Here is a 23,317-nt window from a genome sequence, read left to right on the forward strand (position 1 = left end):
GAAAAAGGCGCGTTATTGTGTGATCGCGCCATCGGAAGCGGATGTCACCAGCTTGGCATATTTGGCAATAACAGTCCCTGCTTTGTATTTCGGCTCAGGAGCCTTCCACCGGCTCAGGCGCTCCGCAATCTCTTCATCGGTCAAATCGATAGAGAGGAGATTTTTATCCGCATCGATCGTGATCATGTCGCCATCCTGAACGATAGCAATCGGGCCGCCGACCTGCGCTTCGGGGGCCACGTGACCGACCACCATACCATGTGTGCCGCCAGAGAAGCGGCCATCTGTGATCAGGCCGACTGTCTCACCGTAGCCCTGACCGACCAGCGCTGCGGTCACTGCCAGCATTTCACGCATACCCGGTCCACCCTTCGGGCCCTCATAGCGAATGACCACAACATCGCCATGTGTGATCTTATGGTTCATAATTGCGTCGAAGGTCTCCTGTTCTGAGTTAAAGACCTTTGCCGGGCCGCGATGGCTGGTGACCTTCAGGCCTGCAATCTTACAGACTGCACCCTCAGGAGCCAGATTTCCTTTGAGGATGACCAGGGGACCGCTGGGATGTAGCGGCTTGTCAAGCGGCATAATAATATTCTGATCCTCGGCCATATCGGGGGCGTTTTCCAGATTCTCAGCCAGCGTCTTGCCGGTCACGGTCATTGTGTCACCGTGCAGGAAGCCTGCTTTGAGCAGGAATTTCATAACGGCCTGTGTGCCACCGATGCGGTCGAGATCAGCCATTACATAGCGGCCACCGGGTTTGAGGTCTGCCAGATGCGGCACCTTCTGACCGATACGGGTGAAATCATCAATGGTCAGGGGAATATCCATCTGACGGGCAATCGCGATCAGGTGCAGAACCGCGTTTGTGGAGCCACCAAGTGCCATAACGAGGGTAATGGCGTTCTCAAAGGACTCCTTTGTCATGATCTTGCGCGGGGTAAGCTGCTTCTCTATCAGCCGAATAACAGCCTGTCCGGCCTCATAGCAGTCATTGGATTTGCGTGCCGTTACAGCGGGCATTGAGGAACTGCCGGGGAGGCTCATACCGAGCGCTTCAATAGCCGAGGCCATCGTGTTTGCAGTATACATGCCGCCGCAGGAGCCTGCTCCAGGGATAGCGCTGCACTCGATTTCATGCAACTGCTCGCGTGAGATCTTGCCTGCGCTGTACTGACCAACAGCCTCAAATACGCTGACAATATCGACATCGTGTCCACGGCAGGTACCCGGAAGAATGGTTCCGCCATATACGAAAATACTGGGAATATCGAGGCGCGCAAGGGCCATAAGACAACCGGGCATGTTTTTATCACAGCCGCCAATCGCCACAACGCCATCAAAGCGTTGCGCATTGCTGGCTAGCTCGATTGAGTCGGCAATTACCTCGCGGCTTGGGAGTGAGAAGTGCATACCCTCGGTTCCCATTGAAATACCATCGCTGACAGTGACGGTGCCAAAGATCTGGGGAGCACCTCCGCCAACGCGGACGCCTTCTTTGACTTTTTCTGCAAGGCGATTGATATGGGAGTTACAGGGTGTGATCTCGGCCCACGTGCTGGCGATGCCGATGAGTGGTTTCTGGAAATCTTCATCGGTCATGCCGACGGCGCGAAGCATGGCTCGGTTAGCGGCACGGGCAGCGCCTTCTGTGATTTCCCTGCTGCGGCTGTTGAGCGGGGTAGAGTGCTCGTGTTCTGACATGATGGCACGCTTCCTTTCACTAAGCGTTGTTGGGTGTGTGCCGGGTTTTTCGCCCGCCGACACTGGCAGAAGACGGCCACCGAATGCGGTGTGGTCGTGAAAGCAAACAGGCACACGTGACTAACTGGGTTAAGCCTGAAAAAATCGGAATGAAAAAGTGCTATGGCGTGATATGAGCAGGATTTTTCTCTTGCTGTCTGGCTCAATATCACGCCTTCTGGGATTTCTCATCATTATACAGCAATCTTCTTATTTTGCAAACGAAGACTGCCTGCATCATCAGCCACAATCTTTGCTGATTTCCGAAGAGGAAAGAGCCTGCGCCTCACCCTGCTGCTTGATTAGATTCTGCTTCATGCGTGAGGTCTCAGCAAGCTTGAGTAGTGTTTGTCGATAATCAGCCGGAAAAGTATTGCTTGTAAAGACAGAGAGTGCCCTGCGATAGTGCAGCGCCGCCTGTTCCAGATTGGAAATGCGGTCTCCTCGTGGGCGGAGAAAATGAATATCCGCTATATGGCGAAGCACTGCTGCATGCTCGACCAGATAAGTATCTGGTGTATACACACTGAGCGCCTCTTCATAGCAGACGAGCGCATATTGCAAATTCTTGTCACGCTTCTCATGGTTTCGCTCCGGGTATTCCTCTTTCAGGGCGGCAAGGCGCGAGTGGAGCAGGCCCCACTCATAGGGATGCTCCGTTTTGGTGAAGATCCGTAACGCGGCATAATAGTAGTTTCGCGCGGCAGAATGGTTTTCCTTGCGTTTACCAATTGTCCGAACGCGATAGGCGTCACCCAGATGCAGAAAGATCATCGCTTGCAATGTGCGTGGCGTCTGTTCAGTGATATGCTCAAGCGCTTTCTTCTGGTACATGATGCCTGTCTCAATATTATCGTTCCGATCTCCAACCTGTGTCAGAATATAGGCGGAGCCCAGATAGGTATAGGTTTGTAGCCACTGTTCAGGGAAGAGATCAAATGTATAGATTTTCAATGCCTCCTGAAAGCTCTCTATCGCACGTTGGCCGATAGTGCAGGGGCCACCGTTGGCATATTGTAGATATGCCTGTCCCAGATAAATTTGCGTCTTTGCATATTGTAATGGGTAACGGGCCATTGTATAGATGTTGCTTGCCTGCTGATGATGCAGGATTGCCTCTTCCAGCGCCTTGATCTGCGCCAGTTGCGTCACCATTTGTGGGCCCTGTACAAGCAGTTGTCCCAGTTGATTATGGAGTTCTGCAATGATAGCCGGATCTGTATGACATTCGCGCTGTGCCTGCGCGAGGGCTTCGCGCAAGATCGAGATGATACGTCTGCGCGTTCGTTCCGGGCGATGGAGCTGTTGTAGACCTTCCCATTGGATCTGAAACGATTCGAGCCAGGGAGGAAGATCAAGCGCGAAGCCCCCATAGAGATTCACATAAGCTTCGCGGATTGCCTGAATAGTCCCCCCTCGTTTGCGGGTTTCTTGAAGGAGCATCCGGTGTTTGTCCATCTTCTCTTTCATCTCAGGCGTTTCTTCTGCATGCGCGGAAATCAGGCGTTCCAACTCCTTTTCAGTATCATCCTCTATCAGATTGCGGTTCTTTTCAAGGTACTGGCGGCTGCAACGCTCTCCGTGCAGCCCACTACTCATCCACATCACAAGCTGCTGAAACAAATCAAAGCGTAGGAGAAAGTTTGAATCGGTTTGCATTCTAAACCTCGAATTGAAATCGCACGACTACTACCGCAAATCCCTCACTGGTTAGCCGGAGAAAAGATCGAGTGGAAGACGAACTATATTCCTCAGATGGTTCCTCCAGATGCATCATACGCGAGGTCCGGTTGGAAGGGAATATCAATCTTTTAACATAGATTTATCATTTCTATCAACTTGATAATGCTTTTTCTCTTCATATTCTATCTTCTCCTCTTCCTTGAGAAGGCGTGTCAGGCTGTATGAGCAGACATGGCAGAAATAAGGATAACGGAGAAAGTAGAGAATACATCCACATCCGATATGTGAGAATACGCCTATGTATGCGATCGCAGGTCCTGATAGTGATGCAGAATATGCCGTTTGGTGCTATTGTTGATACTGAGGATGATATGTTGCTGTCATTTGGCTCCACCTTGTGAGCAAAGACGCTTAGCAACTATCGCTCATAGACACATAGTGCCTTTGCTTGAAGAAGGCAACATTGGAGGAAGGGGAAAGAAGGTACGGTGAGAATTCCTATTCTGGCTGTTGATGGTGGCGCGACAAAGTGCCTGGTTGTATGTGCGGAACAAGATGGTTCATGGAGAGGTGAGGGACATGCAGGGCCGGGCAATTATCAGAGTGTGGGCGCAGAGGAGGCTGAACAGAATGTGACGCTTGCCATTCATGAGGCGCTCAAGGGTGCTGGTATTCAGGAGCCCGAGGTTGATATTGCTCTGTTTGGGATGGCCGGGCTTGATACCACACATGATCGCCTCATTATAGAGGATCTGATCAAAAATGCGTTGCGTAGGAATGGGGTACAGGCTCAGGAAATCTTCCTTGAAAATGACGGCTTTGCTGCTCTCCTGGGCGCGACTGCGGGGCATGCTGGTGTACTGGCAATTGCTGGAACGGGCTCGATTGTCTTTGGCTTGAACACCGAGGGAAAAAGCGCCCGGGCTGGTGGTTGGGGGCATCGCGTTGGAGACGAGGGAGGCGGGTACTGGATCGGAAAAGAAGCGATCCGGTCGGTGCTGCGTGCGTTTGATGGTCGCGGGCCCACGACCCACTTGAGCGCCCTTGTGCTGGAGACTCTGCATTTCCGCCACCCGACGGATCTGATCGATTGGGTCTATAGCGATTCCTATACGATTGCGAAAATAGCCGGTTTGTCCCGGGTGGTAGGAGAGGCGGCCCGAACCGGCGACGAGGTCGCGAAGACTATTCTCAGGCGGGCCGCCGACGAGCTCTTTATGGCGGTTCGTGCGGTGGTCGATACGCTTCAGATGCGCCGAGAAAGATTTCCTGTTGTGCTTCAAGGTGGAATTTTACAGAATGAGGCGCTGGTGCGCTCCACCCTGACTGCTCAGATTATGGCCTATGCGCCTTCGGCATTTATTGATGCAGCAAAGCTTCAGCCTGTTGAGGGCATTATAGCGAAAGGGAAAGCGTTGCTTCAGGAGAAGGGAAGCAGATAGTATGCCAGAAGAGAGGCTGTGTAACCGTCCCTGCTTCCCTTCCCGCCTCAAAATGCGCCCGGCATTTTCGCCGAAAGGCTGCTGACAGGGGTGGAGGTCCCGCCTCCCGGGAAAGCAACGTTGCCATCACTGAATATCTCGGCTTCGGGAAAACATTTGCCGAACTGGATCAGGGCTGTAACGACCACAATGTATGACTGCTGGCCTGTTGTACAAAAGGGCCAAGCTTCGGATTGAGGGCCAGAGGAGCGAGACAGTCTCGGAGATCAAGATAGAAGGTTTTGTATTCCTCGTTGCCTGCACCATTCAATTGAACATAGTCGGGCTCAACGATGTGTGTGTCTTTGTTCAGGGATGTCAGTCCCCTGGTGTTGGGTTTCCTCTACGATAAGGGCTATGTCTCTGCTCCACAGAGGAAATTGGCTTTCTGCATCATACAAAGGGGCTTGTCAGAAATAATAGTGGAGATAACCCATGCTACGCCTCTTTTATATGTGTATATGTGTAAAAGCGATACTCTTCCCTGGAGAGAATAAGCATCTAAGACCTATTCCCTTTTGCTTTGAGAAAAAAGAGGTCATGCAGTGAATGTGGGGAGATGGGGGTATGAGGATTGGAAGGCTACCGCAAGAAGTAGCCTTCCACAGATATGTTGAAGCTTATTTCGGGGCCATCCGAATCGCACCATCAAGGCGGATAACCTCGCCATTCAACATAACATTTTCGATGATGTGGCGAGCGAGGGCAGCATACTCTGAAGGGCGGCCGAGTCGAGATGGGAAGGGGACCTGTTGCCCGAGCGAAATACGTGCAGCTTCGGGAAGACCGGCCATCAATGGGGTATCAAAGATGCCAGGTGCGATTGTCATTACCCGAATTCCCAGGCTTGCCAGCTCGCGAGCGATAGGCAGCGTCATGCCAACAATGCCGCCTTTCGAGGCCGAGTACGCTGCCTGCCCGATCTGTCCATCAAAGGCCGCGACGGAAGCGGTATTGATGATGACTCCGCGCTCTCCCTCTTCGTTTGGCTGGTTTTCGGCCATTGCGGCGGCGGCAAGACGAATGGCATTGAAAGTGCCTATCAGATTGATGTTGATGGTTTTGATGAAACTGTCCAGACTATGGATGCCGCGCTTGCCAAGCACTTTCTCGGCGGTTCCAATACCTGCACAGTTAATCAAAACGTGAATCGCGCCGAATGTATGTATTGAGGTGGTGATTGCGGACTGAATATCGTTTTCTGAGGTGACATCTGTTTTGATAAAGAGGGCAGATGCTCCTAGCTCTCGGGCAAGGGCTGTTCCGGCCTCTTCGTTGAGGTCAAGAATCGCGGCTTTTGCTCCAGCCTCTGTGAGCAAACGCACGCAGGCGGCACCCAGTCCAGAAGCGCCACCAGTAACCAGGATACTCTTATCTTTGAGTTGCATGGTCCTGCTACCTTTCTTCGTTGAATGTCCTATTAATATTTGAGCCCGATATCTGAGCCGCTTTTCTTTTATCATATCTTTTCTTTTGTGCTCTTCACAAGAGGTGGCATGGGGATAGAAACTTGTGTATACTGCTGATGATAGTATGGATTTTTTTAGTGGATAAAGAATACCAGTATTAGAGGAAATTTCAGGTGTGAACACAAAGCAAGAACGAATCCGTTTACTTGAACGTCAGATAGATAGACTGAAAAGAAGAATAGAGCGATTAGAGCAAAAGAGTAACCGCTTGTCCTGGATGCGTGTGCTCATTTTTTTTGGTGGAGGTCTGCTTAGTGTCGCGATAGGGCTGCTTACCTGGTACTGGGGCATTGCACTTGGCGTCGTCACCCTGGTGGCGTTTTTTGCGGCTGCGCATCTGCATGCGAAGGTGGATAGCAGCCTCTCGCGTCATGAAGGGCTGTTGCGTATTAAAACGGTCCATGTTGCGAGAATGCGTCTGGATTGGGAACAGATTCCTGAGCCTACCTATAGTCCGCCGTCACAGGCTGAACACCCATTTGCTCTGGATCTGGATATTGTCGGGAAGCATTCGCTCTATCGGCTGCTCAATCAGGCCTTCTCTCGTGATGGAAGCGAGCGGCTGTTAAGCTGGCTGCTGACGACCTCGCCTCGGCTGGATGAGGTACAAAGGCGGCAGGCACTGGTGCGAGAATTGCGTCCATTATCCCGTTTCCGTGATCGGTTACTGCTGAACTCGCTGATCTCGACCCGGAAAGCAAAAGAGCAGGTTGAAGGGAAACGTCTGCTTGCATGGCTGAAGAAGAATCGCGCTCCCGCGGCCTTGCGCCCGGTCTTCTGGATCTTGCTCGCAATCCAGATTCTGACGCCTGTGCTGTTTGTGGTCGGTCTGTTTACTGAGATGATGCAACTGTGGCCTCTTTCTCTGCTGGCTGCGTTGATCCTGTTTTTCCTGACAGCCAATCTCCGCGGTGACATTTTTGACGATGCCAGTTACATGAGTACCTCGTTCGGGGTTCTGCGTGCTGTCTTTGAATACCTGGAGAAGTATCGCTATGATAACACTCCCCAATTAAAGCAACTCTGTGAGCCCTTTTTCAAGCAGCAAAATGCACGCCCATCTGTTTTGCTGAAAGGGATCGGGCTGCTGGCTGACATGGCGACCTTGAAGAGTAATGGGTTGCTCTGGCTCCTCGTTAATGCTTTTGTGCCCTGGGATATGTTCATCGCGTATCGCCTTGGTGGCTATAAAGAGCAGCTTGCACAGCACTTGCCTCAATGGCTGGATAGCTGGTTTGAGTTGGAAGCGGTTAACTCGCTGGCAACCTTTGCATACCTCAATCCAGAATATACACTGCCCGAAGTCGTGGAGACCACGAGCCCACTGCTTGAGGCAGAGCACATCGGACACCCGCTCTTACTGGATGAGAAGAAGGTGACGAACAGCTTCACGTTCTCGCATATGGGGGAGGTGGATATCCTGACCGGCTCTAATATGGCGGGAAAGAGCACGTTTTTGCGCACGCTTGGTGTCAATCTCTGTCTGGCCTATGCGGGAGCTCCAGTCAATGCGACACGCATGCGAACCGGCCTGTATCGACTCTTTACCTGTATTCGTGTCAGTGATTCGGTGACGGACGGCTACTCGTACTTTTATGCAGAGGTGCGTCGCCTGCGCCAGTTGCTTGATGCGCTGGATCAGAAGGGGTATCCGCTGATTTTCTTCATAGATGAGATCTTTAAAGGAACCAATAACCGTGAACGCCTGAGAGGGAGCCGGGCCTTTGTACGGGCCGTTGCTGGGCGCTTGTGTGCCGGAATGATCTCAACGCATGATCTGGAACTGGTCAAACTGGCGGAACAGCTTCCAGATGTCAGGAATTACCATTTCCGCGAAGAGGTGGTGAATGGGCAAATGGTCTTTGATTATAAACTGCGGCAGGGCCCCTGTCCGACCACGAATGCGCTAAAGATTATGCAGATGGAAGGCCTCCCGGTTGATGATGAACTTCAGGCTGCCGAAGGAGCCGACTAGTTCAGCATGGCGATGGTCTGGCGAATGAGCTGGAGGTACTTCTGTATCTCTTCGCGATCTGTTGCCTCCGGGTCCAGTTTCAGATAGTCCTGAAGGTCATGTAAGGCGCGACCATAGCGTTTCAGTTGGAGATGAAGCATTCCCCGGTCGCGCCGCTCCGAGGCATCATCGGGGCGTAGAATAATCAGCAGGTTGCTCATCATCAAAGTGCGCTCAAAGTCGTCGCTATCCAGATAAATGCGCTTGAGATTATTGAGCATGCGGAAGAGTAGCATTTTGCGGGAGACTGGTTTGAACCAGCTTGATTGGGGACGCACACGTGTGCGTGCAAAACGCTGTATCAGGGCAATACAATCTTGCTCGGTCAGCAGGTTTCCACTATGGAAGGGATCAATGTAGATGAACCCCTCAGGAAGACGACAGCGTACGACAAAGTGATAGGGCAGGCCAATACCATCAAGGGATAAGCCCGCGCGTCTGGCTATCTCGATATAGAGTAGTGAAAGCGTGATGGGAATGCCGGTTCGTTCTTCCAGCACTTTATTGAGATAGCTGTTCTCCGGGTTAAAGTAATCCTCTGTATTGCCGTGAAAGCCCTCCTCTTCAAAGAAGACTTTGTTCAACGCTATGATCAGTTCGCCGGGGTCCATATCCAGCGGGAGCGTCGGCTGCTCTTCTATGGGGGGAAGCGCAACAAGCTCCCTGACTCGATGGGCCAGCCTATCGAGCTGTTGGAGATACTGTGTTCTATCGAGCTCTGGAAACTCAAGTGTTGCGACGACAAGGGCGGCGAGTGCCAGATCAATGCTGGCATCTGCTTTGCGTACCATTGCCTCGAATTCTCGATAGATGCGTTCTTTTGGGCTCTCTTCTGCAAATCCTTTTGTCATACTCAGAGCATTTAACCATACCACACCATTCCTTAGCAAGCTAAGAGGTACGGCCGTACTAACCTGTATGACGATCTAAGGGAAAGCTTTTTTCTTCGGGAGGATAGAGCGGGACGAGAAAGTACCTGTCTGCTTGTTTCATGCGCTCCAACGGGATACAATAAAGAACGCGGACGAGAACGGCCATTCCCGTCCGCGGAAATGTCGTCAGCCCGGACGACAGCATCTTTTTTACCCCTTGTAGGTAAGGACGCGGCCCCAGAGGCTCTTTGTGCCCCAGATACCGGAACGCAGGCATTCAAGCTGAACAATTTGTGAATGATCTACGAATAGATTCACTTCAGGCCCGTAGTTCTTGATATACCAGGCGAAAACCTCGGGGTCCGCAGCCTCAAACATGACCTTCTCCAGGCCGAGTGCATCGATGATTTTAGCGACGGCATCTGTGCGCCACGTTTTGACGTTTTCGGTAATGCCTTCTGACTCAATCATAATCATATAGGCCCCGGCATCAAGAAAGCGTTTCGCCAGTCCAATGGCCCATTCGACATCCCGTGTACCCTCAGAAGCCAGTTCTTCCGCGGAGGTCGCGCCGCCCGCGCCAAACTGAATCCCGACCTCTGGTTTGGCTTTCAGTCCCGCTTTCTGCACAGTCTCGACTAAACGCAACCAATCCTCACCAGGGAAACTTATGAAACCTCCGGAAATTTCAAGGATATCAAAGCCGCTATTACGGCATTCCTCGATGTAGCGCTTGACGGCTTCTGGTCCCTGGGTCAGCACATGCTCGATAAAGCCGCCTGTTGATACCATGACGTTGTGCTTATGGGCAACGTCAATAATGCTACGAAGCGCCTCGGGAGGCATCAGCGTAAAGGAGCCACCGGCGAACTTCAGTGAGTCAACGTAATCGCCCATTGTTTCAAGAACGTCTTCCAGGTAGCGTGGGCCCATTGGTGTATAATACGGGCCACGAATTTCGGTGATGCCCCGGGTGCGCGGCTTGCTTTCTCGTTCATTGATACGCAAAAATTCAAAACCACGGTTACTCATAAAGAGATCCTTCCTTTCTAACCTGTGCGAGGATATCAGTAAGCTGGCGAACGCTGATTATATCAAGGTTTTGAACAGCATCAGCGATCTCCTCTCGAAGCTGTTCTGAAGCGTGATCCGCGGCCAGCCAGAAAAATTTCTCTTTTGCCTGTTGCCAGGTCATCGGGCGGGTATAGAAGCCCTGATAATCTGTTTTCTCGATGCTGAAGATCTCGCCGTCGTTGCGATAGACATGAATGCGACAGGGCATTTCATGCGGGAAACGAGCGCTCAGCGTCGCATCCGGGCGGATGAAGACGCGGCGTAACAGGGCCTGGACATCAGGGCGGTTAATGCGCTCTGGCGTGTACTGTTCCGGGGTGACTTTACCGTCCAGCAACGCTACCGCGAGCATATAAGGCAGGCTATGATCTGCCTCCTCTTTGGTCTGAACGAGGCGCTTGTCTCCCTCCTCTCCACCGCCGATGATGTTGTACGAGACATCGAAAATAGCGACTTCGATGCGCTCTATCTGGTCTGCCTGAAGGTTTGCAGAAGCTTTGAGTTCCAGGAGTCCTTCAAGGGCTGATTGAGAATGGATTTCGGCGTTGAAGCGCTTGAGAATGGTGCGACGGACAAGCTCAAGGTCTTCCTGGTGCCAGTTGATGGTAAAGGGGCCGCTGATCGTATCAATAAAGCCTTTGTTCCCCTCAAACACCTCAAGTGGACCAGTGATCCCTCGCATTGCCAGAAATGCCGCATGGGTGGCGGTAAAGCTGGTATGGGGAGAGGCGAGGCCTTTCCAGTTCGAGAGCTTGCCTGTTCTGGTAACACGAAGTGCGTTATTCGCGGTCCCGCTGATTGCGAGGGCGTGGGCCGTTTGCTCAGGGGAGAGGCCAAGTGCTCGCGCCGCGCCTGCTGTAGCGGCGTAGGCCCCCTGTGTGGTATGATCGAACCCTTTTGCGCGAACAGGCGCTTCTTCAGAGAGGCGGCCCTGTACTTGATAGGCTACAGCGAGCGCGGTAAGCAGGTCTTTCCCGGAGGCGTTGGCGTACTCGCTGGCAGCCAGCACGGCTCCCAGGTTATCGCTTGGGTGGCAGGTTTCGCCCGGGGCAAGAAAGCTGTCGTTGTAGTCCAGATAGCGTACCAGGGCTGCGTTATAGAAGGCTGCTCGATCTGGAGATGATTTCTCTCCTCCTATCAACGTGACGAACGGTCGTCCGCCAAAATCGGCAAGGTGCTCGCGTATCTTCTGGATAGGCTCCCCATCGAGGGCCCCTAGTGCGCAACCAAAGCTATCAAGCACACGAATTTTCAGTTCTTGCCGCGCCTGTAGCGATAGATCATCGTACGAGGCGCGGGCGACAAAGTGAGCGAGCTGCTCAACCTGTGTCATAAAAGTTCCTCCTTCACAAGTCACGTTAGAGTGGAAAGAAGCGGTTACTGTGCAGAGCCGAGATCATGAGAAGTACGGCGTGCCGCTTCCTGAACCAGCGGAACAAAGCGCTTGCGCTTCTCTGCTGTCAGGCGTGCTGACGGCGCAACCAGTGTCATTGCTCCGGCTATGTGTCCCCCGGCGTTCCAGATGGGGGCAGCAAGCGCGGAAACTCCGCTAAAGCGTTCGCCATCGCTGAAGGACCAGCCGTAATCCCGAACCCGGCTCAGCTCTTCCTCATAACGCTGTTCGTCGAAAGGTGCTCCTTCTGGAAAACGCGCCCTACTTCCTGCAATTAACGATGTGCGCTCGTTCTCGGGAAGCCAGGCCAGAAGCACCTTACCTGCCGCGCCTTGATGGAGCGGCAGCGGCGTCCCAACATCGGTAAAGGGACGTAGGTTATGTGGACTGCTGACGACTTCGAGGACCAGACGACTCGACTCATGGCGAATATGAAGCTCGGCGTTCTCTTCTGTCTGTGCGGTCAGCCATTCGAGATGTGGCCGGGCCTTTTGCCGCACGTCGACGCCCTCTATAGCCATCATGCCCAGACGAGCCAGCGTAATGCCCAGACGAAACCGGATACCATCTTTCATCAGCATGCCATGCTCGCTAAGGGCCTGTGCCAGCCGGTAGATTGTTGGCAAGGGCATCCCGGTTCGGGCTGCAAGTTCCTGCGGTAAGAGTGCTTCATTGCCACTGGTGAAGCTCAATAAAATAGCCATTGCTTTGTCAAGGACGCCGACCTTTGTTTCTTTGACGTGCTGCCCATCCATGTCTGTTACTCGGAATTCCAAATAATGGAGTGTATTTCAAATAGTGGAACTAACTTCAGTATAACGCAGAATGTGAGTGCCTGTCAAGAGGATTGTGCTGATCCTGCGTTTGATAATGCAGAGTTGTCTACGTCTATTCCCATTGTATTGCTGTGAAATAGTTCATTGCTGAATCGGGGAGGTTTTGTTTATGCTAGATAGTTTGAAGCATGTTGATGCAACTGGCGTTTACTTTGTGGGGCGGGAAGTGCAGGAATGCATCGGGTATACGTGGCAGCAATTTAACGAATTGGTCCAGGAACATATCAAGAACTGTGAGCAATTCCAGGATGAATCGGGCGTCATCGAAACCCGTGCGATGCGCAAGATCGGCATGGGAAGTCTGCGCCCGGTCGTTGATTATAAACTGAGCCCTTTTGCTTTTCTCTCTGTGCTGATGTTGATGCGTTCCAATAAACATGAGATCAAAATCTTAAGGCGTGAGGCTGCAAAAGAACTCTCCTCACGCTTCATGCTTCCGTTAGCGGCATAATATTTTTTCCTCTAAGCCCTGTTTCGCTGTTTCTTCCATATCTGTGACGCTTGACGTTTCTTTATGCAAAAAATGGCATGTGTCGACGTTTTTCTTTTTGCTGTTTGTCTGTTTGCTCTGGTCAGGCTTGCGCCAGTAATTCTATTATTTGGTTCTTTATCCGGATCATTCTACTATAAAAAAAGTGCAGTGACAGGAGATTCCGCCACTGCACTTTGCAGTCCCTTTGCTCTCGCTCATCTGTCTTAGAGGCTGAGATCCCAGAGAGTCTGACCTGTGCTCAGAAGGTCGCTTTGGAAGGAGAGCGTGAAGTTCTTCTCGCTCGCCGGGACTTCGTAGACCAGATCGCCCGCGAGTTTCCCGCTGGCCTCTACTTTGCCATCAGGAGCAGGATTCGCTGAGTCAAGCAGACCAGGATTGGCCTTCTGGCCGTTGCTGTCTTTCAAGTTGAAGTTCAGTATGCTGGAGACGTTCTGTTCTTTATCAGAGATGTTGTGCATAGAAACATTGACAACAAGAAATATTTTGCCGTCTTTCGGCTTGAGGTACTCGCTGCCCTCGTTGGTCGCGACGCTGTTCACCGTGATTTCCCAGGTGTTGCCAACCTTGACGAGCTCACCTTTTTTGAAATGTGTATCGGTGGTTTCAGTGTCTTTTTTGGTTGTCTCTTTGGTTGCTGTCTCTTTATTATCATTTGAGGGAGGAGCAGCGGTACCGGTGTTTTCGTTAGAAGCGCCACAGGCAAGTAAAGCACCCACAAGGATGAGAAGTGAAAATAGAGCAACGAAAGTACGTTTCATAGAAAAACCCCCTAACCAGTGTGTATTCTGATCTTTAGTGTTGCTGGCTCATTAGCTGAGCCAGGAGTTATTATACCTGCTCTTTTCCTGTTTTGCAAGTGTTTTTATGGAATTTCTTTGGTAAAAAGTGAAAATAAGTATGGAGCATTTTAGTTTATACTTTAAAATAGAAAGATTAGAAGCTAGATTTTCAATCGATAGCGAGTATGCTACTTGCAGAGCAGCAACAAGAGTTGTTTCAAATTATGTAATTGTGTACCATTATAAATGCAAGCTTCCGATACTCTGAATGTTGAAGCGAAGAGCGCTTGCTTTCAGTCCCTTTTGCGTGCTACTGTGTTGCACAGAAGTTGTGACAGAACTGTGAGGGGAACATATGGCGCATGCAACTCCACTGGTGCTGAATCACGTCTTAATCACCCATTCGGATACTCCCATTCTGCTTGAGAGCGTAGAGTGGTGGCGCTGGCTGGAAGACGAGACACATTCGACCTTCCGCTTTCGTAGTGCCAGGGGTTCATTTACAGCCCGACGCGAACGCAAACATGGCCTCTGGTACTGGTATGCCTATCGGCGGGCGCATGGTCGGTTGTATAAGGCATATCTGGGCAAAACAGAGGAGTTGCGAGCAGTGCATCTGGAAGTGATTGCGCAGTCGCTTGCTGCACAAATACTGCAATCTCCGCAGAATCGGTCGTCTGTCCGTGAGCGAGAAGAACTGCCTCCATTGCTTGCAACCAAGCTTTATCGCCCCCCGATGCGTCCTGAACTGGTGCTGCGTCCCCGACTGTTAGAGCAACTGGATAGAGGGAAACACTATCCGTTGACGCTAATCACGGCTCCTGCGGGATCCGGCAAAACAACATTGCTCAGTTCCTGGTGCGAGCATCGGGATGGCCTTTCTGCCTGGGTCTCGCTGGATGCAGAGGACAATGATCCGGTTCTCTTCTGGACTTATGTGCAGGCCGCGTTACGACGGCTCTGTCCTGCTTTACAGGAACAGACGCCCTGGCCCTCACGGTCAGTGTTAACCACCATTGTGAATAGCCTGGCAACAGTGTCGCAGGATGTCTTTCTCATCCTTGATGATTATCATCTGGTGAAGTCACAGGGTATTCATGAGACTTTCGGGTTTCTGCTGGAGCATCTCCCGCCACAGGTGCATCTGATAATTGCCAGCCGAAGCGAGGTCCCCTTGCCGCTCTTCCGGTTCCGCGCCCGCGGTCAGCTCAATGAAATCACGGCTTCAGATCTGCGTTTTAGCCGGGATGAGATTGCCGCATTTTGGACGCGTCTGTTGCATATAGAGCTCTCAACGGAAGAGGTTGCGGCACTGGATCAGCAGACAGAAGGGTGGGCCGTCGCGCTCCAACTGGCGGCGCGACAGCAGGGGAAGACAGGCCAGATCCCTGATGCCGGGAGTAAAAGTTCGCTTTTTGCGTATTTCACCGGTGAGGTATTGGAGCAGCAGCCTGAGCCGATTCGTACCGCTCTGCTGTATACCTCTATCCTGAAGCGCTTCACTGCTGCGCTGTGTGACGCAGTTACCGGGCAACAGGGCGGGACAGAGTTGCTGGCCTACCTGAAGCAGGAAAACCTATTTCTGGTGCCGCTTGATGAGCGCGGCGAGTGGTATCGCTACCATCATCTCTTTGCTGAGTTTCTCTATGAGAGATTATGCCATTCTTTCCCGGAGCAGGTTCCTGATCTGCACAGGCGGGCGGCCCACTGGTACGAGCTGCATGGCTATCTATCCGAGGCTGTCGAGCACGCATTCGCTGCACAGGATATGGAGCTCGCTGCCACCCTGATTGAGCGCGAGGTACTCAAGGTGATCGCGCGCGGGGAGGTCGTTACGCTCTTACACTGGTGCAGCAGGCTCTCGGTTCCTGTCTTTGTGCAATTCCCTGTCCTGCTGCTTTTTTACTCCGGGCTGCTCTCTTCGGTAGGGCAAATGGATCAGGCTGAGCGCTATTTTCAGCTTGCCGAAAAAGCGGTTGAGCGCCGAAAACAGGATGCGACGCTCTCCGAGGCTGATGCACTCTGGCTTGATGGTCTCTATGCAACCAGCGCGGCTGCTCTCGCCGCCTATCGGGGGGATGTGGAACGCGCTTATCATTTTGTCAGTCAAGCGCGTGCGAATCCCTTGCTGAATGACTACCTTCGGAGCGTGATAGCTGCCTGTCTGGGAGTCGTGTATCTCTTTAGTGGAGATGCCGAAAGTGCCTATAGTGCTCTTGAGGAGGCGATTCGATGGGGCGTTGCCGGGCAGAATCTGCATGCTTCGATTGCCAGCAGGGGAGCGCAGAGCTTTCTGTTGCTGACACAGGGACAATTGCGCAGAGTGGCTGAGATGAGTCGTGCGGCGATTGAAGAAAGCAAGCTGATCTCTGAGTATCGTATCCCTTCACTCAGCATGCAGTATTTCACGCTGGCCGATGTCCTCTATGAGTGGAATCGACTCGAAGAAGCCGAGCAGGTACTGCGCGCAGGGCTCCAACTGGGGAGCGAGTGGGGCTATGTGGGGGCGTTAGGCTATGGATATTCGACGCTGGCCTTTTTGCGAGTGACGGAGGGCCGTTTTGAGGAAGCGCTTGCCCTGCTGCAACGCGTGTTGAGTGAGGTTCGGGCTGGTAATCTGCACTCGTTCGTCACCTTAACGGAAGCCTATCAGGTACGAGTCTATCTGCGCATGGAGAAGCTGGACGCTGTGGCCGAATGGGCTCGTACGCTGCCTTTCTCTCCTGATGACGCGCTGGTTTATACACATGAACTCACTTATCTAATTCAGGCTGAAGCCTTGCTGGCAATTAGCGCGTATCAGCAGGCAGAGGAACTGCTTCGGCGGTTATTAGCGATAGTAGAGCCTGCCGGGCATATGCGGAGTGCTATTCAAGCGCGAACGCTGCTCGCTTTGTTGTATCAGACGCGAGGCCAGAGGGAAGAGGCAATAGTAACCCTTGCTCGTGCCTTGCAGGCGGCGGAACCCGAGGGCTATAAACGCGTATTTGTAGAAAGAGGAGCAAAGCTCATTCCCCTCTTGCAGCGCGTGGCTCTGCAAGGTGTGACTCCCACTTATGTACAGCAGCTCTTGTCCCTGTTTAGCGAGGTGCAGCGGAATGAAGGAAGCCTGTTGAGTGAGCGCGAGCTAGACGTGTTGCGGCTGATTGCTGCGGGAAAATCAAACCAGGAGATCGCACAGGCTTTTGTTCTGACGGTGAGCACGGTGAAGTCACATCTTAACAATATTTACACAAAACTGGGCGTCCATAGTCGTACGCAGGCGATAGCACGGGCGCAGGAATTACGGCTGTTATAAGGTCTGAAGCGGAACGCAGAAGGAGAGGCATGATATGCGCGTAGAGAAGTGTATTGTGATTCAAAGGCCAGTGGAAGAGGTTTATGCGTTTGTAACCGATATGCGCAACGTTACGCGCTGGACTCCGGCAACCGAGATCAGACAGGTGGACAAAGGGCCGTTGTGTGTGGGCAAACGCTATGTGCAGGCGGGTGAGTTCTTTAATCGGCGGATGGAGCTGACCACCGAAGTCACTGAGTATCAGCCGCCTTCGGTCTTCGCCTTTAAAGCCATTGCCGGACCGGTCCCGCTTTCCACGAAGATGCTTTTTACCTCGATCCCACAAGGAACGCAGGTGACAATGATTGGTGAGGGAGAGCCCGGTCCGCTCTTCAAGCTTGCAGGACCATTGTTGACCTTGGTGCTTCGCAAGCAGATTGATACGCAACTGGACGTTTTAAAACGCTTGCTGGAAGAAAAGGAATAAGCCGCTCACCAGCGTAAGACTTGCGGACAGGCTTCGTTTCGGGTACAATGTGCGCATGTTTTACAGCTACTTTGTGTTTTGTAAATAGAGAAGAAAGCACTTTTCGAACACGAAACGGAGTGTATTGATGCCACTTGAAAATGACTCCCGTAAGCGCATGCAGGAAGATTCCTTGCTCTTCCGCCTTCTCCCTTCTCGATATACGCTCAAGATCACGCCTTTTTCTGAAGGGAACCCGTATTATCAGCGGCGTATCAGAAATAAACAGACCGGAGAGGAGCGGATCATCTATCAAGGGGAGAAGCTGGCCGATCTGATACAGCACTCTGAAAACGAGGTCATTCGTCGGGAGTGGCATGGCGCAGTGTTTCGGTTTTCCCTGCAACCCTGGCTGCATGCTGACCCTGAGAAGACTTATCTTTCCATTGTGCCGAGTGTTTCGCTTCTATATCCTCTCCAAAAAGTTGATCCTGCGGTCCGGGGACACATCTCCGAAGCGCTGCGAGAGCGAATAGAGCGGGCGGAGCGAAGAACGGTACGGGAACCGGCTCCATCTGAAGAGGAAGTTATGAACGAGTATGAAACGGTGGGCCGTACCAGAGGTACCGGGACCAATGGGCATGGGCATCATGTCTGGTTTGAAGTTCATTCAGCCGGGAAGCCTGCCAGCGAGTGGCTGACACAGCCGGAAATTATCGCGAATGAGATCGCCTGCCCCTACTGTGATATCTCGCTCAGCAATATTGTCCCCTTTACGAAGCTAGTCCTGCAGCTCTGTGAAGAATGGGAGGACGAGGATGTGAAATTGCTGGTGCGTGTTGTGCATCCGGCCTCGCATCCTGAAACCCATACTCCGCCACCTGAGTGCCCGTTTCTGGCTGAGAAAGAATGGACTATTGAGGCCGAGGAGACGCCACCAGTCATTGCGCACGATGAGCTAGATCGTCCGCTGGTGCTTCCTTCTCATGACCATCTCCTGTTTCTTCGGTCTGGTGAGGGAGACATAGCTGCCAATCAGCTTGCACCACAACTTCAGGGACTCCATTGTCCACTCTGTGGAGAAGCGTTGGCCTTTGGACAAGAGGTGACCGAAGCCCTTCAGAGCTTGATGGATGAGGCGAAGAATGAGGCGGTGCCTGTTTCCGTGACGCTCTCTCATCCTGTGGAACGCGCCTCCACTGCGCTGCCGCACGCTAAGTTCCCGTTCGCTGTGCAGACACATTCGCTTCAGGAGGAGCTGCGCCGGCAGCCGGGATTTTACATTCAGTTGAAAGCAGTTTCGGAGAAACACTAATTTGAAAGGGAAGCCGATTACGGGGGAAGATGTAACCGGCTTCCCGACATGCGACGAGAGAGCGTGTCGCTATCGATGGGACTGAGTGCGTTATGCGGTTACTGCTGTCACTGCTGCCGGACCGCGCTGAAGCAGGGTGTAGCTACTTGCCCCAACTGCCAGTGCGAAGACAACACGCCCGATGTCACCCAGAACAGGCGCGGCTGTCCCCAGAGGGAACAGGCTGAGGACGACAAGAATGGCGGCGAGAATGAAGGCCAGCCCGATCCACCGAGCATAGCGGAGCGCTCCCGCCTGCCAGATGCCCCATCCGAAGAGAACGAGCCCCACAAACCACAGAATCCCGGTAATTGTCAGGAAAAGCTCCGATGCACTTCCCTGATTGTTAAAGACCGCGACGCTGGCTGTGCTCGTCGAGAAGAGCAGCCCGACAAAGGTAACGAGGTATCCAATGTAGCCGAGCCAGCCGCCATGCTCATTGTGATAGCCATACAATCCGGGCAAACCAAGCAGAATCAGAGCCAGCCCGATGAAGAGCAGGTACGCGGTGGTTGTTCCGGCGGATACCGAGAAGAGATGGAGAACATACGCGATAAGCGCTAAAAGTGCTCCAAGAGCAAGAATGATTCCAGTAATACGAGACAACAGATTGTTGGTCATGACGTATGACCTCCTTCTGATTACTCGTCCTGGCAACGGTGTCAGGAACTCCGGAATAAGAAGAATAATAGAGAAAGATGATAATATTATTATATACTAAAATAGCGTGTTTGTCATTATATTGGCCTCAATTGTGAAAAGATCTTTCACAACAATATTTTATGTACATTTTTGAAGCAGGCGAGAAGACATGGAATGGTTGTATCTCCTCTATGACTCTTGAAAAGGGGAATGGGGTAAGCGATAGAGAGTGCGCTGTCACAGAAGATGGAACATGGTATAATGAAAAATCAGAAGCGAACAGTGTGTATTATCATCTCCTGCACCCTTCTGCTCAACTGTTGAGCGCAAAGCAATGACGCAAGCTGTATTTCAACTGTTTGATGAAAGGCAGTGAGAACGTATGGGAACTTCTTTTACTGACCTGCCCCTCTGGGAGCCATCGGAGACTCTCAAACAACAGGCCACTGTTACACGCTATATGCGTTGGCTCAACGAAACTCGAGGACTTCAGTTTGAGGATCGAGAGGCGCTCTGGCGCTGGTCCGTCGATCACCTTGAGGATTTCTGGGCCTCTGTCTGGGATTTCTTTCAGATACAGGCCGCTCATCCTTATACAACCGTTTTGCAGGAACGGACGATGCCCGGCGCTGTCTGGTTTCCTGGCGCTGAGCTCAACTATGCCGAACATGTCTTCCGCAATGCGACTACTGACCGTCCCGCCCTGCTTTTCCGCTCTGAACGCCATGCATTGCAGGAAATCTCCTGGGACGAACTGACTCGCACTGTTGGGGCGCTGGCCCGAGCGCTTCAGGCAATGGGAGTTCAACGGGGGGACCGGGTTGTTGCCTATATGCCGAACATCCCCCAAACGGTGATGGCCTTTCTGGCCTGTGCCTCGATTGGCGCAATCTGGTCAAGCTGCTCGCCTGATTTTGGCACCAGTAGTGTGATAGACAGATTCAAACAGATAGAGCCGAAAGTGCTGATCGCGGTCGACGGCTATCAGTACAATGGCAAGTCTTTCGATCGACGTGCCATTCTGGCCGAATTGCAGCAGGCGCTCCCGACGCTTCAGCACACCGTACTGGTGCCCTATCTTTTCGGTGAAGATGAGCCTCTTCCGGCAGCGCTTGAGCATGTGGTTCCCTGGAATGAGATGGTCCGGGAGCCAGGAGAGCTGCATTTTACCCCGGTCCCGTTTGATCATCCGCTCTGGATACTCTACTCTTCCGGGACAACAGGTCTACCGAAAGCGATTGTGCAGGGACATGGCGGTATTTTGCTTGAGCATCTCAAAAGTCTGGCGCTGGATATGGATCTGAAAGCTGGAGATCGCTTTTTCTGGTTTACTACCACAGGCTGGATGATGTGGAACTTTCTGGTCAGTGGCCTGCTGGTTGGGTGTGTGACGCTGCTGTATGATGGCAGTCCCGGCTATCCAGACATGGGAGCGCTCTGGAAGTTTGCTCAGGACACCAGCATGACGCTCTTCGGAGCCAGCGCTGCCTATGTCGCGGCCTGTATGAAGAGCGGTATCGAGCCCGGGAAACAATATGATTTGCACCATCTGAAGGGGTTTGGCTCAACCGGTTCGCCCCTGCCGCCCGAGGGCTTCCGCTGGATCTATGAGCAGGTCAAGCCGGATATTTGGCTTGCCTCGGTCAGCGGTGGTACCGATGTGTGTTCGGCGTTTGTTGGTGGTTCTATTCTCCTGCCCGTGTATGCCGGAGAGTTGCAGTGTCGGATGCTTGGCGCGAAAGTCGAGGCCTATGATGAGGAAGGCAAGCCGCTGATTGACGAGGTGGGGGAGCTCGTTCTTACAGTTCCTATGCCGTCCATGCCGCTCTATTTCTGGAATGATCCCGCAAGGAAGCGCTATCATGAGAGCTATTTTGCGATGTACCCCGGCGTCTGGCGACACGGCGATTGGATCAAAATCACACCCCGTGGCAGCGCGATTATCTATGGCCGCTCAGATTCTACGATAAATCGGCAGGGAATCCGCATCGGCAGCAGCGAAATATACCGCGTTGTGGAAGGGCAGCCCGAGGTGCTGGATAGCCTGATTGTCGGGGTTGAGCTTCCGGGAGGGAAATACTATCTGCCGCTCTTTGTGGTCTTGCGTGAAGGCGAAACGCTGACAGAGGAACTGAAGGCGCGCATTAAGACACAGCTTCGCCGTGATGTTTCGCCGCATCATATCCCCGATGAAATCATCCAGGTTGATGCGGTGCCGCGCACTTTGAGCGGGAAGAAGGTCGAGGTTCCGATCAAAAAGCTATTTATGGGAGTACCGCAGGAGAAGTGTGTCAGTGCGGACGCACTTAGCAATCCTCAAGCAATGCAGTTTTTCAGTGAGTTTGCACCGAAAGTGCAGCGCTTGCGGGATGGAAAAGCCAGCTAAAGAGAAAGATGGAGCGGAGTGGCAGTGATTACTCCGCTCTTCTTTTTGTATGTGTACATAGCAATGCACTATATCTGCATGCAGTGATGATACCGGCAATTGAGAAAAGTGTCCTTTTTCAATGACATTGCCGGTATTCTATGCTATAGTTGAGCTAGAAGGTGCTCCTCCGACGAGGATGCTTTCTTTCTCCTCTTGACAGGGCGATCAGTTCATAAGAGGGTTGTTTGGGATAGGTAGAAGTGGGAGGTGTTTTCAGCAATGAACAATGTCCCTGATAGTCAGTTTCCGCGAGGGCCACGGATGCAAGGGCATCGGGCCTTTTCTCCTCTGTCGCAAAGAAGCAGGGGGAGCATATCGATGCAGCCAATCTATGAAGCTCCGTGTCAGGTGCCTCCGTCCTCGTGGCCTGTGCCTCCATCTGGTGTAGGACCGCGTCAGTTACCCGGTGCGATGCCGCAAAGCCAGGTTCCGTCGTTTGTCAGTCGTCCCGGCATCATACCTCGGTCGATTCCCATGAGCGCTATACCGTCATCACAGTATATTCCTGTCAGCATACCGGGTACGCAGGCAAGATCAGGTGTGATCGTGAAACCGAGAGAGCAGCAAGAGGGGCGGAGGGCTCTCCTTTTGCTGATCGTGCTGGTTCTGGTATTGCTCAGTGCGATTATTGGAGGAAGCTTTCTGTTGTTCAGTGATCCCATTGGGGGTATGTTGCCGGGGCTTGGTGGCAGAAAACAGATGGACGTATCTGCAACCGTCGTGTCGTTAGAAACCTATCCTTTTAGCACCAGTTTAAAGCTGAATGATCCATTGCAGGATGCGAGTCAGGGGAATGGATGGGTCAGTAACGAGCATTGCCGCTTTGAGCAGGGGGCATATCTGGTGAGCGCTGCTGCTGGAGGTTTTTATACAACCTGCCCCGCTACAGCGACCAACTTCAGCAATTGTACCTATGAAGTCACATTCTCTCTGGTGAAGGGAGAGGCGGCGGGCCTGACTTTTCGCGGTGACGAGACCGGAGAACGGTATTATACTTTTTTGCTCAATCGGGAAGGGAATTTTGCGCTATTGCTCTATAACGGTGTGGGTCAATCCGCGCAAATATTGGCCATTGGAAAAGCCAGCCCGTTTCGTATGGGGAGCGAGAATCGCCTTGCGGTCGCGATGCTGCGAAACGAGATCAAGCTGCTGGTCAATGAGCAACCGGTAACGGTAGTCACAGATCAGACGTTGCAGAGCGGGCAGATTGGCCTGATTGTCTATGGGAAGGATGAGGAGGCACTCGCCAGCTTCAAGCATGCCCGTGTCTGGTTGCTCTAGGCGGACTGTTTGAGATGGAAGAAGAAAAA

At 52.5% G+C, this 23,317-nt stretch carries 17 protein-coding genes; 8 read left to right on the plus strand and 9 right to left on the minus strand.

What is annotated here, in order from left to right; translation table 11 throughout:
• Positions 1-12 precede the first annotated feature (12 nt).
• Both ilvD and KTH_RS27370 read right to left on the minus strand, forming a co-directional pair.
• Positions 13-1,707 carry a dihydroxy-acid dehydratase gene (gene ilvD / locus KTH_RS27365; RefSeq protein WP_111324569.1) on the minus strand — a complete coding sequence of 565 codons (1,695 nt, stop codon included), beginning with the start codon at positions 1,705-1,707 and terminating at the stop codon, positions 13-15.
• A 279-nt stretch (positions 1,708-1,986) separates the two neighbouring features.
• Positions 1,987-3,405, minus strand: a complete 1,419-nt coding sequence (locus tag KTH_RS27370; protein ID WP_137686189.1) for a tetratricopeptide repeat protein — start codon at positions 3,403-3,405, stop codon at positions 1,987-1,989.
• Positions 3,406-3,917: 512 nt separating this feature from the next.
• Between KTH_RS27370 and KTH_RS27375 the strand changes: the two genes are divergently transcribed.
• The gene (locus KTH_RS27375; protein WP_111324572.1) at positions 3,918-4,871 is read left to right on the plus strand and encodes an N-acetylglucosamine kinase; all 954 of its coding nucleotides are present in this window, start codon (positions 3,918-3,920) and stop codon (positions 4,869-4,871) included.
• A gap of 659 nt (positions 4,872-5,530) precedes the next feature.
• On the opposite strand, the gene KTH_RS27380 is transcribed toward KTH_RS27375, so the two are convergent.
• Positions 5,531-6,298 (minus strand): 3-hydroxyacyl-CoA dehydrogenase, encoded by a 768-nt coding sequence (locus KTH_RS27380; protein ID WP_497622070.1) that lies wholly within the window; start codon positions 6,296-6,298, stop codon positions 5,531-5,533.
• A gap of 196 nt (positions 6,299-6,494) precedes the next feature.
• On the opposite strand from KTH_RS27380, the gene KTH_RS27385 reads away from it, so the two are divergent.
• Complete coding sequence (locus tag KTH_RS27385) at positions 6,495-8,354, plus strand: MutS family DNA mismatch repair protein (protein WP_497622072.1); 1,860 nt, start codon at positions 6,495-6,497, stop codon at positions 8,352-8,354.
• Here the strand turns inward: KTH_RS27385 and KTH_RS27390 are convergent.
• From KTH_RS27390 to KTH_RS27405, 4 genes are all read right to left on the minus strand, one after another.
• Positions 8,351-9,244 (minus strand): SirB1 family protein, encoded by an 894-nt coding sequence (locus KTH_RS27390; RefSeq protein ID WP_111324575.1) that lies wholly within the window; start codon positions 9,242-9,244, stop codon positions 8,351-8,353. The two genes, KTH_RS27385 and KTH_RS27390, sit on opposite strands and share 4 nt — an antisense overlap.
• A 231-nt stretch (positions 9,245-9,475) precedes the next feature.
• Positions 9,476-10,297 carry a phosphosulfolactate synthase gene (locus KTH_RS27395; protein ID WP_111324576.1) on the minus strand — a complete coding sequence of 274 codons (822 nt, stop codon included), beginning with the start codon at positions 10,295-10,297 and terminating at the stop codon, positions 9,476-9,478.
• Positions 10,290-11,672 (minus strand): MmgE/PrpD family protein, encoded by a 1,383-nt coding sequence (locus KTH_RS27400; RefSeq protein WP_111324577.1) that lies wholly within the window; start codon positions 11,670-11,672, stop codon positions 10,290-10,292. The genes KTH_RS27395 and KTH_RS27400 overlap by 8 nt, the downstream gene beginning before the upstream one ends.
• Before the next feature lie 44 nt (positions 11,673-11,716).
• The gene (locus KTH_RS27405; protein WP_111324578.1) at positions 11,717-12,487 is read right to left on the minus strand and encodes an IclR family transcriptional regulator; all 771 of its coding nucleotides are present in this window, start codon (positions 12,485-12,487) and stop codon (positions 11,717-11,719) included.
• Between the two features lie 190 nt (positions 12,488-12,677).
• Between KTH_RS27405 and KTH_RS27410 the strand changes: the two genes are divergently transcribed.
• Positions 12,678-13,019 (plus strand): hypothetical protein, encoded by a 342-nt coding sequence (locus KTH_RS27410; RefSeq protein WP_111324579.1) that lies wholly within the window; start codon positions 12,678-12,680, stop codon positions 13,017-13,019.
• Between the two features lie 245 nt (positions 13,020-13,264).
• On the opposite strand, the gene KTH_RS27415 is transcribed toward KTH_RS27410, so the two are convergent.
• Positions 13,265-13,819, minus strand: a complete 555-nt coding sequence (locus KTH_RS27415; protein WP_111324580.1) for a DUF4352 domain-containing protein — start codon at positions 13,817-13,819, stop codon at positions 13,265-13,267.
• A 376-nt stretch (positions 13,820-14,195) separates the two neighbouring features.
• On the opposite strand from KTH_RS27415, the gene KTH_RS27420 reads away from it, so the two are divergent.
• The 3 genes from KTH_RS27420 to KTH_RS27430 all read left to right on the plus strand — a co-directional run bounded on the left by KTH_RS27420 (position 14,196) and on the right by KTH_RS27430 (position 18,898).
• Entirely contained in the window at positions 14,196-17,138 is a 2,943-nt protein-coding gene (locus KTH_RS27420) for a winged helix-turn-helix domain-containing protein (protein ID WP_111324581.1), read from the plus strand.
• Between the two features lie 34 nt (positions 17,139-17,172).
• Positions 17,173-17,604, plus strand: coding sequence for an SRPBCC family protein (locus KTH_RS27425; protein ID WP_111324582.1), 432 nt, complete (start codon positions 17,173-17,175; stop codon positions 17,602-17,604).
• A gap of 127 nt (positions 17,605-17,731) precedes the next feature.
• Complete coding sequence (locus tag KTH_RS27430; protein WP_111324583.1) at positions 17,732-18,898, plus strand: hypothetical protein; 1,167 nt, start codon at positions 17,732-17,734, stop codon at positions 18,896-18,898.
• Between the two features lie 90 nt (positions 18,899-18,988).
• Here the strand turns inward: KTH_RS27430 and KTH_RS27435 are convergent, their stop codons facing one another.
• Positions 18,989-19,558, minus strand: a complete 570-nt coding sequence (locus KTH_RS27435; protein WP_111324584.1) for a hypothetical protein — start codon at positions 19,556-19,558, stop codon at positions 18,989-18,991.
• A gap of 403 nt (positions 19,559-19,961) precedes the next feature.
• Here KTH_RS27435 and KTH_RS27440 point away from each other — a divergent pair, with 403 nt between their 5' ends.
• Together KTH_RS27440 and KTH_RS27445 are read left to right on the plus strand one after the other, a co-directional pair.
• Entirely contained in the window at positions 19,962-21,965 is a 2,004-nt protein-coding gene (locus tag KTH_RS27440) for an acetoacetate--CoA ligase (RefSeq protein ID WP_111324585.1), read from the plus strand.
• A 360-nt stretch (positions 21,966-22,325) separates the two neighbouring features.
• A complete protein-coding gene (locus KTH_RS27445; protein ID WP_111324586.1) occupies positions 22,326-23,288 on the plus strand; it encodes a hypothetical protein in 963 nt (320 codons plus the stop codon).
• Positions 23,289-23,317: the final 29 nt, after the last annotated feature.

This window comes from Thermosporothrix sp. COM3 (assembly GCF_059696735.1).

Bases quoted from the DNA above. Each gene is read 5' to 3' on its own strand.
- ilvD (WP_111324569.1), bottom strand. From the start codon at position 1,707: ATGTCAGAACACGAGCACTCTACCCCGCTCAACAGCCGCAGCAGGGAA.
- KTH_RS27370 (WP_137686189.1), bottom strand. From the start codon at position 3,405: ATGCAAACCGATTCAAACTTTCTCCTACGCTTTGATTTGTTTCAGCAG.
- KTH_RS27380 (WP_497622070.1), bottom strand. From the start codon at position 6,298: ATGCAACTCAAAGATAAGAGTATCCTGGTTACTGGTGGCGCTTCTGGA.
- KTH_RS27390 (WP_111324575.1), bottom strand. From the start codon at position 9,244: ATGACAAAAGGATTTGCAGAAGAGAGCCCAAAAGAACGCATCTATCGA.
- KTH_RS27395 (WP_111324576.1), bottom strand. From the start codon at position 10,297: ATGAGTAACCGTGGTTTTGAATTTTTGCGTATCAATGAACGAGAAAGC.
- KTH_RS27400 (WP_111324577.1), bottom strand. From the start codon at position 11,672: ATGACACAGGTTGAGCAGCTCGCTCACTTTGTCGCCCGCGCCTCGTAC.
- KTH_RS27405 (WP_111324578.1), bottom strand. From the start codon at position 12,487: ATGGATGGGCAGCACGTCAAAGAAACAAAGGTCGGCGTCCTTGACAAA.
- KTH_RS27410 (WP_111324579.1), top strand. From the start codon at position 12,678: ATGCTAGATAGTTTGAAGCATGTTGATGCAACTGGCGTTTACTTTGTG.
- KTH_RS27415 (WP_111324580.1), bottom strand. From the start codon at position 13,819: ATGAAACGTACTTTCGTTGCTCTATTTTCACTTCTCATCCTTGTGGGT.
- KTH_RS27420 (WP_111324581.1), top strand. From the start codon at position 14,196: ATGGCGCATGCAACTCCACTGGTGCTGAATCACGTCTTAATCACCCAT.
- KTH_RS27425 (WP_111324582.1), top strand. From the start codon at position 17,173: ATGCGCGTAGAGAAGTGTATTGTGATTCAAAGGCCAGTGGAAGAGGTT.
- KTH_RS27430 (WP_111324583.1), top strand. From the start codon at position 17,732: ATGCCACTTGAAAATGACTCCCGTAAGCGCATGCAGGAAGATTCCTTG.
- KTH_RS27435 (WP_111324584.1), bottom strand. From the start codon at position 19,558: ATGACCAACAATCTGTTGTCTCGTATTACTGGAATCATTCTTGCTCTT.
- KTH_RS27440 (WP_111324585.1), top strand. From the start codon at position 19,962: ATGGGAACTTCTTTTACTGACCTGCCCCTCTGGGAGCCATCGGAGACT.
- KTH_RS27445 (WP_111324586.1), top strand. From the start codon at position 22,326: ATGCAGCCAATCTATGAAGCTCCGTGTCAGGTGCCTCCGTCCTCGTGG.